The organism is Rhabdaerophilum calidifontis (assembly GCF_008641065.1).
In the GTDB taxonomy this organism is placed as follows: domain Bacteria; phylum Pseudomonadota; class Alphaproteobacteria; order Rhizobiales; family Beijerinckiaceae; genus Rhabdaerophilum; species Rhabdaerophilum calidifontis.
In genome coordinates this window covers 299,320-313,406 of the sequence record NZ_VTRS01000003.1, presented here as the reverse complement: position 1 = coordinate 313,406, position 14,087 = coordinate 299,320, and the positions used below count along the sequence as shown (strand labels likewise).

General features: G+C 68.9%; 10 protein-coding genes and 1 pseudogene. 7 read left to right on the top strand and 4 right to left on the bottom strand.

What is annotated here, in order from left to right; genetic code table 11:
• Positions 1-53 precede the first annotated feature (53 nt).
• Positions 54-1,301: pseudogene (locus tag FWJ24_RS07875) on the bottom strand (SulP family inorganic anion transporter); the annotation flags it as partial.
• Between the two features lie 224 nt (positions 1,302-1,525).
• Here FWJ24_RS07875 and FWJ24_RS07870 point away from each other — a divergent pair.
• The 6 genes from FWJ24_RS07870 (at position 1,526) to FWJ24_RS07845 (ending at position 8,273) form a co-directional block, all read left to right on the top strand.
• Positions 1,526-2,500, top strand: coding sequence for a quinone oxidoreductase family protein (locus FWJ24_RS07870; protein ID WP_150287250.1), 975 nt, complete (start codon positions 1,526-1,528; stop codon positions 2,498-2,500).
• A gap of 8 nt (positions 2,501-2,508) precedes the next feature.
• Entirely contained in the window at positions 2,509-4,026 is a 1,518-nt protein-coding gene (locus FWJ24_RS07865; RefSeq protein WP_166443629.1) for an ABC transporter ATP-binding protein, read from the top strand.
• A complete protein-coding gene (locus FWJ24_RS07860; protein ID WP_150287249.1) occupies positions 4,023-5,108 on the top strand; it encodes an ABC transporter permease in 1,086 nt (361 codons plus the stop codon). Before FWJ24_RS07865 ends, FWJ24_RS07860 begins: the two co-directional genes overlap by 4 nt.
• Complete coding sequence (locus tag FWJ24_RS07855) at positions 5,105-6,025, top strand: ABC transporter permease (RefSeq protein WP_150287248.1); 921 nt, start codon at positions 5,105-5,107, stop codon at positions 6,023-6,025. The genes FWJ24_RS07860 and FWJ24_RS07855 overlap by 4 nt, the downstream gene beginning before the upstream one ends.
• Positions 6,026-6,102: 77 nt before the next feature.
• Positions 6,103-7,173, top strand: coding sequence for a BMP family ABC transporter substrate-binding protein (locus FWJ24_RS07850; protein WP_150287247.1), 1,071 nt, complete (start codon positions 6,103-6,105; stop codon positions 7,171-7,173).
• A gap of 170 nt (positions 7,174-7,343) precedes the next feature.
• The gene (locus tag FWJ24_RS07845) at positions 7,344-8,273 is read left to right on the top strand and encodes a PepSY-associated TM helix domain-containing protein (RefSeq protein WP_150287246.1); all 930 of its coding nucleotides are present in this window, start codon (positions 7,344-7,346) and stop codon (positions 8,271-8,273) included.
• 26 nt (positions 8,274-8,299) lie between these two features.
• On the opposite strand, the gene rimO is transcribed toward FWJ24_RS07845, so the two are convergent.
• On the bottom strand, positions 8,300-9,661 hold the full coding sequence (rimO, locus tag FWJ24_RS07840) for a 30S ribosomal protein S12 methylthiotransferase RimO (RefSeq protein ID WP_150287245.1): 1,362 nt from the start codon (positions 9,659-9,661) through the stop codon (positions 8,300-8,302).
• A gap of 391 nt (positions 9,662-10,052) precedes the next feature.
• Between rimO and FWJ24_RS07835 the strand changes: the two genes are divergently transcribed.
• Positions 10,053-10,499 carry a DNA polymerase III subunit chi gene (locus tag FWJ24_RS07835; RefSeq protein ID WP_150287244.1) on the top strand — a complete coding sequence of 149 codons (447 nt, stop codon included), beginning with the start codon at positions 10,053-10,055 and terminating at the stop codon, positions 10,497-10,499.
• A 48-nt stretch (positions 10,500-10,547) separates the two neighbouring features.
• Here FWJ24_RS07835 and abc-f read toward each other — a convergent pair whose 3' ends face one another.
• Complete coding sequence (gene abc-f, locus FWJ24_RS07830) at positions 10,548-12,413, bottom strand: ribosomal protection-like ABC-F family protein (protein ID WP_150287243.1); 1,866 nt, start codon at positions 12,411-12,413, stop codon at positions 10,548-10,550.
• A gap of 132 nt (positions 12,414-12,545) precedes the next feature.
• Positions 12,546-14,024, bottom strand: a complete 1,479-nt coding sequence (gene katA, locus FWJ24_RS07825; protein WP_150287242.1) for a catalase KatA — start codon at positions 14,022-14,024, stop codon at positions 12,546-12,548.
• Positions 14,025-14,087 lie beyond the last annotated feature (63 nt).

The window sequence follows — 14,087 nt, the reverse complement described above, 5'->3', positions numbered from 1 at the left end:
GGACATCAAGCGCCAAAGCCCGCCGCGCGCAAGCCGTTTCAGCGTCGCATCCGCCGCGCGAGCCCGATCAGCGCGCCGAGCGCGAGCCCGACCAGGATGCCTTCCATCAGGTCGCGCAGGATCGTGACGAGGAAGGTTGCGGTGAAGACCAGCGCCGCGCCGCGCTCGTCCCGGAACAGGGCCACGACCTTGTGCCGCTCGGCCATGTTCCAGGCGACGAAGGTCAGGATCGCCGCGAGGCTCGCGAGCGGGATCATCGCCAGAAGCGGTGCCGCGATCACCATGAAGGCGAGCAGGTAGAGCGCGTGCAGCATGCCGGCGACCGGCGAGCGCGCGCCGGCGCGGACATTGGTCGCCGTGCGCGCGATCGTGCCCGTCGCGCAGATGCCGCCGAACAGCGCCGTGCCGATATTGGCGATTCCTTGCGCGACGAGTTCGGTGTTGGAGCGGTGCTGGCGGCCGCTCATCCCGTCCGCCACCACGGCCGAGAGCAGCGATTCGATGCCGCCGAGCAGCGCGATGGTCAGCGCGTCCGGCAACACCGCCAGCAGCCGCGCCTGGTCGAAGGCCGGCAGGGCAGGGGCGGGCAGCGCGGCCGGAATGCCGCCGAAGCGGCTGCCGATCGTCTCCACCGGCAGGCCGAGCAGGTGCACCAGCCCCGCCCCGAGCAGGGCCGCGATCAGGAAGCCGGGCCAGAGCGGGCGCCAGACGCGCAACAGCGCGATCAGCGCGATGCTGCCCGCGGCGAGCGCGAGGCTCGTGATATTGAGGCTCGGCAGCGCGCCGGCGAGCGCGCCGAGCTTGGGAATCAGGGCCGCGGGCTCCTTGCCCGCGAGCGTGAGCCCGAGCAGGTCGCGGATCTGGCTCGCGAAGATGATCACGGCGATGCCGGCGGTGAAGCCGATGATCACCGGATGCGGGATGTGGCGGATCAGCGTTCCCAGCCGCGCAAGCCCGAAGGCGAGCATGATCAGCCCGGCGAGGATGGTCGCGAGCAGCAGGCCGTCGACGCCGTGGCGGTCGATCGTCGCCGCCACGAGCACGATGAAGGCCCCGGCCGGGCCGCCGACCTGGAATCGCGAGCCGCCGAGCAGCGAGATCAGGAACCCGCCGACAATCGCGGTATAGAGCCCGCGCTCCGGTGCCGCGCCGCTTGCGATCGCGATCGCCATCGAGAGCGGCAGCGCGACGATCGCCACGGTGAGCCCGGCGATCGCATCGTGCCGGAAGTCGGTGGCCGAGTAGCCTTCGCGGAAGGTGGCCACGAGTTTCGGGGCAAAGGGCGAATTCAGATATTGCATGGTGCGGCCGGCGGGGAAGTGGGAGGATCGGACAGGGACGGAAAATCGGAGCGGCGAAGGTGGTCCGGTCCATGATGGACCCCGCCTGTCCCGCTTGCCAAGCCCGTGCGGCAGGGGATGGGCCGGGTGACGGGCGAGCGAGCCGCTTGAAATCGCCGGCGAATGATGCAGGTTCTCCGGCCAGGAAGGCGGGCAGGCCGCCGCAACCGGGATCGGAGACGGACATGGTGAAGGTGGTGCGGATCGCCGCCCATGGCGGACCGGAGGTGCTTGCCATCGAGGAGCGCGCGGTGCCGCCGCCGGGCCCCGGCGAGGTGACGATCGCGCAGAAGGCCATCGGCCTCAATTACATCGACGTCTATTTCCGCACCGGGCTCTATCCGGCGCCTGCGATGCCGTTCACGCCCGGCAACGAGGCTGCCGGCCTCGTCACGGCCCTCGGCCCCGGCGTCAGCGGCCTGCGCGTCGGCGACCGGGTCGCCTATGTCGGGCAGCTCGGCGCCTATGCCGCGGCGCGCAATATCGCCGCCGCGGCGCTGGTGAAGATCCCCGCCGAAATCTCCTTCGAGGCCGCGGCGGCAATGATGCTCAAGGGCTTGACGGCGGAATATCTGCTGTTCCGGACCTTTCGGGTGAAGAAGGGCCATGTCGTGCTGGTCCATGCCGCGGCGGGCGGCACCGGGCAGATCCTGACGCAATGGGCGCGGGCGCTCGGCGCCACGGTCATCGGCACCGTCGGCTCGGAGGAGAAGGCCGCGATCGCCCGCGCGCAGGGCTGCCATCACGTCATCAACTACGCGACCGAGAATTTCGTCGAGCGGGTGCGGGCGGTGACCGAGGGCGCGCTGTGCCATGTCGTCTATGACGGGGTCGGCAAGGCGACCTTTCCCGGTTCGCTCGATTGCCTGCGCAAGTTCGGCATGTTCGTGAGCTTCGGCAATGCTTCCGGCGCGGTCGAGGCTTTCAATCTCGGCCTGCTCGCGGGGAAGGGCTCGCTCTATGCCACGCGCCCGACGCTGTTCACCCATATCGCGGATCGCAGGACCTATGCCGCCATGGCGCGGCGGCTGTTCGCGGCGGTCGCGGCCGGAACGCTGGCGATCCCGGCCAGCAACCGCTTCCCCCTCGATCAGGTCGCGGAGGCGCATCGCGCGCTGGAGGCACGGCTGACGACCGGCTCGACCATCCTGGTGCCGTGAGGCCGGGCATGGCGCCGCGCGTCGAACTGGTCGGCATCACCCGTCGCTTCGGCGCGCTCACGGCCAATGCCGGGGTGGATCTGACGCTCGAATCCGGTGTCATCCACGCGCTGCTCGGCGAGAACGGCGCCGGAAAATCGACGCTGGTGAAGATTCTCTACGGCCTGCTGCAGCCGGATGCCGGCGAGATCCGCATCGACGGCCGCCCGGTGCGGTTCGACTCGCCCCGCGCGGCGCGTGCGGCGGGGATCGGCATGGTGTTCCAGCATTTCTCGCTGTTCGAGGATTTCACCGCGCTCGAGAACATCGCGGTCTCGATTCCCGGCGCGGTGGCGGATCGGCGGCTGCGCGCGCGGGTGGCGGCCAAGGCGGCGGAATTCGGGCTCGCGATCGATCTCGACCGGCCGGTCCATTCGCTTTCCGCCGGCGAGCGGCAGCGGATCGAGATCCTGCGCGCGCTGATGCTGGATCCGCGGGTGCTGGTGCTCGACGAGCCGACCTCGGTGCTGACGCCGGCGGAAACCGAGCTGCTGTTCCGGACGATCGAGGCCGTGGCGCGCGCGGGCGCGGCGGTGCTGTTCATCTCCCACAAGCTGGAGGAGGTGCGGCGGCTGTGTTCGGCGGCGACGATCCTGCGCGCCGGCCGCGTCGTGGCGCGGGTCGATCCGCGCGCGACGCCGGCCAAGGCGCTGGCGAGCCTGATGGTGGGCACGGGGATCGCCGATCTGCGCGCCGCGCCGGCGCATGCGCTGGGCGCGCCCGTCCTCGTGGTGGAGGGGCTTTCGGTCGCGCCGGAGGGGGCGCACGGCATCGCGCTCGAGCGCCTCGATCTTGCCGTGCGGGCGGGGGAGATCGTCGCGATCGCCGGGGTCGCCGGCAACGGCCAGAGCGAATTCTATGCCGCGCTCTCCGGCGAGGCCGGCGCGGTGCGGGCCGGGCGCATTGCCATTGCCGGGCTGGACGTGACCCGCGCCGGCATCAATGCCCGGCGGCGCGCTGGCGCGGCCTTCGTGCCGGAGGCGCGGCTCGGGCAGGCGACGCTGCCGCAGGCGAGCCTCGCCGAGAATGTCGCGCTCTCCTGGCATGCGACGGAGGATCTCGGCCAGCCTCTCCTCGATCGCGGCCGGCTCGGCGCGATCGCGCAGGCGGTGATCGGCGCCTTCGATGTCCGCCCGGCAGCGCCGGCGGCGCCGGCGGCGGCGCTTTCGGGGGGCAATCTCCAGAAATACATCGTCGGGCGCGAGATCGCGCGCGAGCCGGCGCTGATCGTGATCGATCAGCCGAGCTGGGGCGTCGATGCCCGCGCCGCGACGCATATCCGCCAGACGCTGATCGATCTCGCCGGGCGCGGCGCGGCGATCCTGGTCATCACGCAGGATCTCGACGAGGCGCTGGACCTCGCGGACCGCATCGCGGTGATGCGCGGTGGCCGGCTTTCCGTGCCGATTCCCGCACGGGGCGCGAGCCGGGAGACGATCGGCATGATGATGACCGGGGCACCAGCCGCCGAGGCGGTGCCGGCATGACGCCGCTTTTCGTGCTGACGCCGCGCCCGTTCGTCTCGCCGCTGCGACGCGTCCTGACGCCGGTCTGCGCGCTTGCGGCGGCTCTCGCGATCGGCGGGGTGATCGTGGCGCTGCTCGGCCGCTCCCCCGCGGCGGCGTTCCGCGTCTTCCTCGTCGAGCCCTTGACCGATCCCTGGGCCGCGCAGGAAGTGCTGCTCAAGGCGACGCCGCTGGTGCTGATCGCCACCGGGCTGCTGTTCTGCTTCCGCGCCAGCCGCTGGAATATCGGCGCCGAGGGCCAGTTCCTCGTCGGCGGCCTCTGCGGCGGCGGCATCGCGATCCTGACCCATGGCATGACGGGCGCGTGGATCCTGCCCGCGATGATGCTCGCGGGCGCGTGCGGCGGGCTCGCCTATGCCGCGCTGCCCGCGCTGCTGCGCGTCCGGTTCGGGATCAGCGAGATCCTGACCTCGCTGATGCTGGTCTATGTCGCCGATCTCTTGCTCGATTACCTCGTGCGCGGGCCGTGGCGCGACCCGAAAGGGTTCAATTTTCCGCAGAGCGTCGCCTTCTCGGATGCCGCGCTGCTGCATCCGCTTCTCGAAGGCGGGCGGCTCCATGCCGGGATGATCCTCGCGCTCGCCGCCGCGCTGGCGGCGGCGCTGGTCTTCCGGCGCACCCTGTTCGGCTTCGCGATCGCGGCAAGCGGCGAGGCACCCCGCGCCGCCAATTTCGCCGGGTTCAACGAGGGGCGGATCACGATTCTCGTGTTCCTGATCTCCGGCGCGCTGGCCGGGCTCGCGGGGGTGATCGAGGTTGCGGGGCAGGTCGGGCAGTTGCGGCCCGGATTCGGGCAGGGGCTCGGGTTCACGGCGATCATCGTCGCGTTTCTCGGGCGGCTGTCGCCGCTCGGCGCGGTGCTGGCGGCGTTGGTGATCGCGGTGCTGCTGATCGGCGCCGAGAGCGCGCAGGTGAGCCTGAAGCTGCCCCTCGATCTCGCGCGCTTCTTCATGGGGCTCCTGCTGATCTGCATCCTGCTCGGCGAGAGCCTCGAACGCTACCGCATCCGCTTCCGCCGCGCCGAGAAGGAGCGCCCGGCATGACCGAAACCCTGCCGCTCATCCTCGCGACGATCCTGACCGCGGCGACACCACTGATGATCGCGGCGCTTGGTGAGCATGTCGTCGAACGCGCAGGCGTGATCAATCTCGGGGTCGAGGGCATGATGATCGTCGGTGCCGCGAGCGGCTTCGCCGTCGCCGTGCTGGCCGATTCGAGCCCGCTCGGGCTTCTCGCGGGGCTGCTGGCCGGGCTTGGCCTTGCGGTGGCGTTCGGCCTCGCGGTGGTGGTCTTCGCGACCAACCAGGTCGCGACCGGGCTGGCGCTGACCATCCTCGGCCTCGGCCTTGCCGGGCTGGTGGGGCAGGGTTTCGTCGGCCAGCCGCGCGCGGCGATGGCGCCGCTGGCGATTCCGCTCCTGGCCGAGATCCCGGTTGTCGGTCCGGCGCTGTTCACCGGCGATCCGGTCTTCTTTCTCTCGCTGGGGCTCGTCGCGCTCGTGGCCTTCGTCCTGTCGCGCACGCGGCTCGGGCTGCTGCTGCGCGCGGCGGGCGAGAACCAGGATTCGGCGCATGCGCTCGGCCTGCCGGTGATGCGGCTGCGCTTCGCCGCGATCCTGTTCGGCGGCGCGATGGCGGGGCTCGCGGGTGCGTATCTTTCGCTCATTTATACGCGGTTCTGGTCGCCGGGGATGAGCGCGGGGCGGGGCTGGATCGCGCTGGCGCTCGTCGTTTTCGCGGGCGGGAAGGTCTGGCGGCTGGTCTTCGGCGCCTATCTGTTCGGCGGCATCACGGTGGCGCAATTGCACGCCCAGGCCGGCGCGATCGGGCTTCCCTCGCAGCTTCTTTCGGCGCTACCTTACGTCATGACCATCGCGGCGCTGCTGGCACTCTCGCTCGGCGGGAGGAAGGGTCAGGGCGCGGCGGGCTCGCTCGGCCAGCCTTTCGTGCCGGAGCGATGATCGGCCCGGAAGCCGTGGCGCGGGGCTTCCGGCATCGCGCAGGCCGCGCCGGATGACAGGCAGGATCGGGGACGCATATGGTTCGCATTTCCACCAGGCTCGCGGCTTTCGCGCTGGCGCTCGGCCTTTCCGGCGCGGCGGGCGCGCAGGAGAAGCTCAAGGTCGGTTTCATCTATGTCGGACCGGTCGGCGATTTCGGCTGGTCCTACCAGCATGATCAGGGCCGCAAGGCGATCGAGGCGGCGTTCCCGGGCAAGGTCGAGACGAGCTTCATCGAGAGCGTGCCGGAGGCGGATTCGGAGCGCGCGATCGAGCAGCTCGCCCGCACTGGGCACAAGCTGATCTTCACGACCTCGTTCGGTTATATGGAGCCGACGCTCAAGGTCGCGAAGAAATACCCGAACGTGATGTTCGAGCACGCGACCGGCTACAAGCGCGACAGGAACGTCGCCACCTATTCGGCCAAGTTCCACGAGGGCCGCTACATCATCGGCAAGATCGCCGGCCGGATGACCAAGACCAACACGATCGGCTATGTCGGCGCGGTGCCGATCCCGGAGGTGATCGCCGGCATCAACGCCTTCTATCTCGGCGCGAAAAGCGTCAATCCGGATGTGAAGATCAAGATCACCTGGGTCAACGAATGGTTCAACCCCGGCAAGGAGAGCGATGCCGCCAAGGCGCTGATGGACCAGGGTGCGGATATCATCACCCAGCACACCGACAGCCCGGCGCCGCTCCAGCAGGCGGCGGCGCGCGGCAAGTTCGCCTTCGGCCAGGCATCCGACATGACGCGCTTCGCCGAGAAGCATATCCTGACCTCGATCATCGACGATTGGGCGCCCTATTACGTGGAACGCACCCGCGCGGTGCTCGAGGGCAAGTGGCAGAGCCAGGACGTGTTCGACGGCCTCGCCAAGGGCAAGGTGAAGATGGGCCCTTACGTCAACATGCCCGACGACGTGAAAAGGCTCGCCGAGGAGACCGAGAAGGCGATCATCGCCGGCACGGCCGATCCGTTCCTGTGCCCGGTCGTCGCCCAGGACGGCAGGACGATCGAATGCAAGGGCGGGAACCGGCTCTCGGACGAGCAGGTCGTCGGCATGAACTATTTCGTGCAGGGCATCGAGGGCACGATCCCGAAATAGCGTGACGCTGCATGCCGGGGCGGGCGGGACCGTTCCCGCCTGCCGGATTGGCCATGACGCGCTTGGGCGCCGACCGGCCCGTAGGCCCGGGAACATGAACAATTGCTCATTTGACGGAAGGATGTCTCCCGAGCCAAACCGGTGCCGTTCTCTCCGCCCGGGGCCGATTCATGAAACCGCTGCTGCTCCGCCTGCACCGCTGGACGACGATTGTTTTTGCGGTTCCGCTCGCAATCGTCATCGTGACGGGCCTGATCCTGTCATTCGAGCCGATCCTTCAGGATACGGCCGCACGCGGGCTCACGCTGCCGGCGAGCCGGATCGTCGCGCTGATCGCCGAGCACGACCCGGAGGGCAAGGCGCGTGGGCTTGCAATCCGCGCCTACGAAGACCGGCTGGTGATCCAGGGTGTCGGAGAGGGCGGCTCCAAGGATATCGCGCTGTCAACCGGCCGAGAGGTCGATGACGGCGATCGCTTCATGCTCTCCGACCTGTTTGGCGAGTCGCGCTATATCCACGAGCATCTCTTGTTCGACCAGCGCTGGCTCGTGACCGCCACGACCATCGCCATGGTGGTGCTCATCGTGCTGGGCCTGTTGATGGGCTGGCCGCGCATCCGCAACACGATATCGGGCTGGCACCAGGCGACGGCGTGGTTTCTCCTCCCGCTCGTGATCCTCTCGCCTGTAACGGGGTTGATGATCGCCTTCGGCGTCACCCTTGCCGGACCGCAGCCGATTCAGGACCGCGCCGCATTGCCATCCATCCGCGAGGCCGTCGAGATGCTGGGCAGGGATCGCGATCTGGCCGGGCTTATCTGGCTGCGCAACCGCGGCGGGCGGTTGCTGGCCCGGGTCAACGAGGGGGGGCGGTTCAGTGTCTATCAGGTGAGCCGCTCGGCTGTCCGGGCGAGTCCGGCCAACTGGCCCCGCGGGCTGCATGAGGGCAACAGCTTCGGCCTGATGACGGGGATCATGGTCGTCGTGACATCCCTCGCCCTGATCGGGCTGATGGTCACGGGGCTGACACTCTGGGTTCGGCGGACATTCCTGCGGAAGCGGCACCGGAATCGTTTGCCGCCGGCGGGGGCCCCAGCCTAGCTGAATGCAGAAGCCGAGCTGGCCGATCACACGGCGCTGCCGTGGAGATCGTAGGCGTCGGCGCGCTCCACCTTGACGGTGACGATGTCTCCCGCCCGCAATGGCCGTTTCGCCCCGACATAGACCGCGCCGTCGATCTCCGGCGCGTCCCATTCCGAGCGGCCGCGCGCGACGGTCGGACCCGGCTCGTCGATGATCACCCGGATCCTCTTGCCCACCCGGCGCTGGAGCAGCTTCGCCGAGATCGCTTGCTGATGCGCCATGAACCGGTCATGGCGGCTTTTCTTCACCGCATCGGGAACGGCCTCGAGCCCGAGCGCATTGGCCGCTGCGCCGCGCACGGGCTCGTACTTGAAGGCACCGACGCGTTCGAGCCGCGCCGCCGTGAGGAAGGCGAGCAGCTCCGCGAAATCCGCCTCCGTCTCGCCGGGAAAGCCGACGATGAAGGTCGAGCGGATCGCGAGATCGGGGCAGATCGCGCGCCAGGCCGCGATCCTGTCGAGGATCTTCTCGGCATGGGCCGGGCGACGCATCGCCTTCAGCACGCCGGGCGCCGCATGCTGGAAGGGGATGTCGAGATAGGGCAGGATCCGGCCGCCGCCCTCGCTCCGTGCCGCCATCAGCGGGATCACGTCGTCGACATGCGGGTAGGGGTAGACGTAATGAAGCCGGACCCAGACCCCGAGCGTCGCGAGCGCCTGCGCGAGATCGAGGAAGCGCGTGCGGTATTCGCGGTCGCCCCAGCGCGCGGGGGCGTAGCGGAGGTCGAGCCCGTAGGCGCTCGTATCCTGCGAGATGACGAGCAGTTCCTTCACCCCGGCCTTCACCAGCTTCTCCGCCTCGCGCATCACCTCCACGAGCGGGCGCGAGACGAGATCGCCCCTGAGCTTCGGGATGATGCAGAAGGTGCAGCGATTGTTGCAGCCCTCGGAAATCTTCAGATAGGCGTAATGGCGCGGCGTCAGCTTGATGCCCTGATCGGGCACGAGATCGAGGAACGGATCGTGCCGGGGCGGGGCCACCTGGTGCACCGCCTGCATCACGCTCTCGTAGGCCTGGGGGCCGGTGATCGCGGCGACGCCGGGATGCGCAGCGCGGATCTGCTCGGGCTCGGCGCCCATGCAGCCGGTGACGATCACCTTGCCGTTCTCGGCGAGTCCCCTGCCGATTGCCTCCAGGCTCTCGGCCTTGGCGCTGTCGAGGAAGCCGCAGGTGTTGACGATGACGAGATCCGCCCCCGCATGGGTTTTCGTCAGTTCATAGCCCTCGGCGCGCAGCCGGGTGATGATGCGCTCGCTGTCCACCAGCGCCTTGGGGCAGCCGAGGGAGACGAAGGAGATTTTCGGCGCCGCCCTGGTGTCGGCGGCAGAATCGGTCGCAGGGTTCATGCTCACGTTTGGTTGCCCGCCGGTTCCGGGAGCGGCCGGGCCTGGGCCAGGGCCGTCACCGCGACCTCGATCCTGAATTCGGGCCGGGTGAACCCGGCGACGACCAGCGGCGTCGAGGCGAATGCGTTGCCGCCCACATAGCGGGAACGGACGCGGCCATAAACCGGAAAAATGCACCCGATCCGTCACAGGGCCGCAAACCGCGCGAGACGGGCGCCATTCATCCCCGCCTCGGCAAGCCTGGTAGCGATCGGGGCGAAGCGGGAGGCTGGTTGCATGGCGTGGCGGGCCTTGTCTTCCCCCGGACGGGCGTTACGGTCCGGGCGCGCACGGATTCGGCCGTGCCGCGCGGCAAGGCGGCGCCGGACGACGCCGGACCGGATGATCTCTGATGGCCGAGATCCTGTTCTACCATCTTCAGGGCCAGCGGCTCGAGGCTGCCCTGCCGCTCCTGGTCGAGAAGGCGGTCGAGCGCGGCTGGAACGCGATCATCCGGGCCGGTTCGGAAGAGCGGCTCAAGGTGCTCGACGAGGCGCTGTGGAGCTATCGCGAGGATGCCTTCCTGCCGCACGGCACCGAAGCGGAGGGGGATGCCGAGCACCAGCCCATCCTGCTCACGACGCGCGACATCCGCCCCAACGACGCCGAGGTGCTGTTTCTGGTCGATCGTGCGCCGCTGCCGGCCGAGTATCCCTATGCGCGGGTGGTGCTGATGTTCGACGGCGAGGATCCGGAAGCGCTCGATGCCGCGCGCGCCGCGTGGAAGACCGTGCGCGCGCTCGGCCATCCCGCGACCTATTGGCAGCAGGAGGGCGGGCGCTGGACGAAGAAGGGGTAGGGCGCCGGTAGGGGGCCGGAACGGCCCCTTGCGCACCCGCCGCCCGGCTCAGGCGGTGCCCTCGATCTCCGCCATCACCTTGAGCCATTCCTCCTCGGCCGCGGCGATGCGCTCGGCAAGGGCGGCGCGGTCCTTCGCGATCTGCCCGGCGCGCCCGGGGGATTTTGCGAAGGTCTCCGGATCGGCGAGCGCCGCGTCGGCGCGGGCGAGAAGGACGGCATATTTCTCAAGCTGTTCCTCAAGAAACTTCGCCTTCTCTCTGAGAGGTTTTGTATTCTGTCGTCTCTCTGCTGCCTGCCGTCGCGTATCGGGCTCGGTGCGGGCGCCGCGTGGGCGCTCGTCTGAGGCACCGCGCGCGGACATGACAAGAGCTTCGTAATCGTCGAGATCGCCGTCGAAGGTCTTCACCCCGCCCTCCGCGACGAGGAGCAGCCGGTCGCAGGCGGCATCGAGGATCGCGCGGTCATGGCTGACGATGATCACCGCGCCCTTGTACTCCGCCAGCGCCTCGACCAGCGCGTCACGCATGGGGATGTCGAGATGGTTGGTCGGCTCGTCGAGGATCAGCAGATGCGGGCCGTGGAAGGCGGCGAGCCCGAGCAGCAGCCGTGCCTTCTCGCCGCCGGAGAGACGGGCGACCGGGGTATCCGCCTTCTCGCTTGGGAAGCCGAGCTGCGCCGTCCGCGCCCGCACCTGCGCCTCGCCCGCCCCCGGCATGCGGCGGCGGACAAGCTGAACCGGCGTTTCGCCTGCGTCGAGTTCGTCGAGCTGGTGCTGGGCGAAATAGGCGATGTCGAGCTTCGCTGCCCGCTTCACCGCGCCGGCGAGCGGCTCGAGGCGCCCGGCGATCAGCTTGACGAGCGTCGATTTGCCGTTGCCGTTCTGGCCGAGCAGCCCGATCCGGTCGTCGTCGGAGATGAAGAGATCGAGATTGCGCAGCACGACGCGCTCGCCATAGCCCGCCGCCGCGCGGTCGAGCCGGATGATCGGCGGCGAGAGCGGCGTCTCGGGGTCCGGCAGGTGGAGGCGGGCCTCCGCCTCCGCGGCGAAGGTTGCGACGGGGCCGAGCCGTTCGAGCTGCTTGACGCGGCTCTGCGCCTGCTTCGCCTTCGAGGCCTTGGCCTTGAAGCGGTCGATGAAGGCCTGGAGATGCGCGCGGCGCGCGGCGATCTTGCCGGCTTCCTTCTCGGCAAGCAGGGCCTTCTCGGCGCGCTGGCGGGCGAAATTCGCATAATCGCCGCGATAGAGCGTGATCTTTCCGTGATCGAGATGGAGGATATGGTCGCAGACCGCGTCAAGGAAATCGCGGTCATGGCTGATGACGAGCAGCGTGTGCGGATAGCGCCTGAGATGCGTCTTGAGCCAGATCGCCCCCTCGATATCGAGGTAATTGGTCGGCTCGTCGAGCAGCAGCAGGTCCGGCTCCAGGAACAGCATGGCCGCGAGGCTGACCCGCATCCGCCAGCCGCCCGAGAAATCCGCGCAGGGCCGGGCCTGATCCTCGTGGCTGAAGCCGAGTCCGGCGAGGATCGCCGCCGCGCGCGCCGGTGCCGCATGCGCGCCGATATCGGCGAGCCGGGTCTGGATCTCGGCGATCCGCGCCGGATCGGTCGCGCCTTCCGCCTCCGCAAGCAGGGTGGTGCGCTCCCTGTCGGCGGCGAGCACATAATCGAGCAGGCTCGCCGGGCCGCCCGGCGCTTCCTGCGCCACATGGCCGATCCGCGCGTTGCGGGGCAGGGTGAAGCTGCCGGATTCCGGCGCGATCTCGCCGAGGATCAGCCGGAACAGCGTCGATTTTCCGCAGCCATTGCGCCCGACAAGGCCGCAGCGCGCGCCTTCCGGCAGCGCGGCGCTGGCATTGTCGATCAGGAGGCGCGGCCCGAGCCGGTAGGTGAGGGCGGAGAGGGAAAGCATGGGCGCGCATATGCGCCAGCGGGCGCGCGCCTGCAAGGCGGAGCGCGCAACAGATGCAAAACACGACAAAAGGGGCGCCGGAGCGCCCCTTCCCGTGCCATGCCGGCAGAGCGCCGGGTCAGGCTGACTGGATCACTCGGCCGCCTGCTGCGCACCTGCCGCCGCGGCGACGGCCGCGCGGACCCCCGCACCGTAATCGGGATGGACGGCATCGAAGAGCCGGCATTGCCGCTCGACGATCTCCGCCGGCACGCCGCCCATCGCGGCGGCGATATTGGCAAAAAGTCGCGCCTTCTGGCCGGCATCGAACAGGTTGAACAGCGCGCGGACCTGCGTGAAATCATCGACCTGCTGGCCCGCACCGCCCTTCTGGGCATAGCGGTCGGCATCGCCCGAGATCTTGAGCGGCGGCTCCTTGGCCGCCGGGCTCTCGACTGGGCCGTTGACGCTGTTCGGCTCGTAATAGGCGTCGGGGTTGCCGGATTGCAGGCCGCCCATCACGTTCATCGCCCCGTCCTTGTGGTAATGATGGACCGGGCAGCGCGGACGGTTGACCGGGATCTGCTCGTAATGCGTGCCGAGGCGGTAGCGATGCGCATCGGCATAGGAGAAGATGCGCGCCTGGAGCATCTTGTCGGGGGAGAAGCCGATTCCGGGCACGATGTTCGAGGGCGAGAAGGCGGCGTTCTCGATTTCCGCGAAATAATTGTCCGGATTGCGGTTCAGTTCGAGGATGCCGATATCGATCGGCGGATAATCCGCGTGCGGCCAGACCTTGGTGAGGTCGAACGGGTTGTAGGGCGTCTTCTCGGCATCGCGTTCCGGCATGATCTGCACCTGCATCTTCCAGCGCGGGAACTCGCCCTTCTCGATCGCGCCGTAAAGCGCCTCCTGATAGCCCTCGCGGGTCCGGCCGATCACGGCCTCGCTCTCGGCATTGGTGTAGTGCCGGTGGCCCTGCAACGTCTTGAAATGGAATTTCACCCAGTAGCGCTCGCCCCGGTCGTTCCAGAGCGAGAAGGTATGGGAGCCGTAGCCGTTCATGTGCATCGGCGTCACCGGCAGGCCGCGATCCGACATCAGGATCGTCACCTGATGCAGGCTCTCCGGCGAGAGCGACCAGAAATCCCACATCGCCGTCGGCGAGCGGAGATTGGTCCGGGGATGGCGCTTCTGGGTGTGGATGAAGTCCGGGAACTTGTAGGGATCGCGGACGAAGAAGACCGGCGTGTTGTTGCCGACAAGGTCCCAATTGCCTTCGGAGGTGTAGAATTTGAGCGCGAAGCCGCGCACGTCGCGCTCGTGGTCGGCGGCGCCCAGCTCGCCGGCGACGGTGGAGAAGCGAGCGAGCATCGGCGTCTCGGCGCCCGGCTGGAGAACCTTGGCCTTGGTGTATTTCGAGATGTCGCCGGTGATCTTCAGAATGCCATGCGCGCCCCAGCCCTTGGCATGCACGACACGCTCGGGGATGCGCTCGCGGTTCTGGTGGGCGAGTTTCTCGATCAGCTGGTAATCCTGGAGCAGGACCGGCCCGCGCGAGCCGGCGGTCAGCGAATTCTGGTTGTCCGGAACCGGCGCGCCGGCGGTGGTGGTCAGCGTCGTGCGGGACATCGTGCCTCTCCTTCAGGGCCGGGCGGGATCGCCCATTTGAGACCGGTTCCAGAAAGCGGGCGG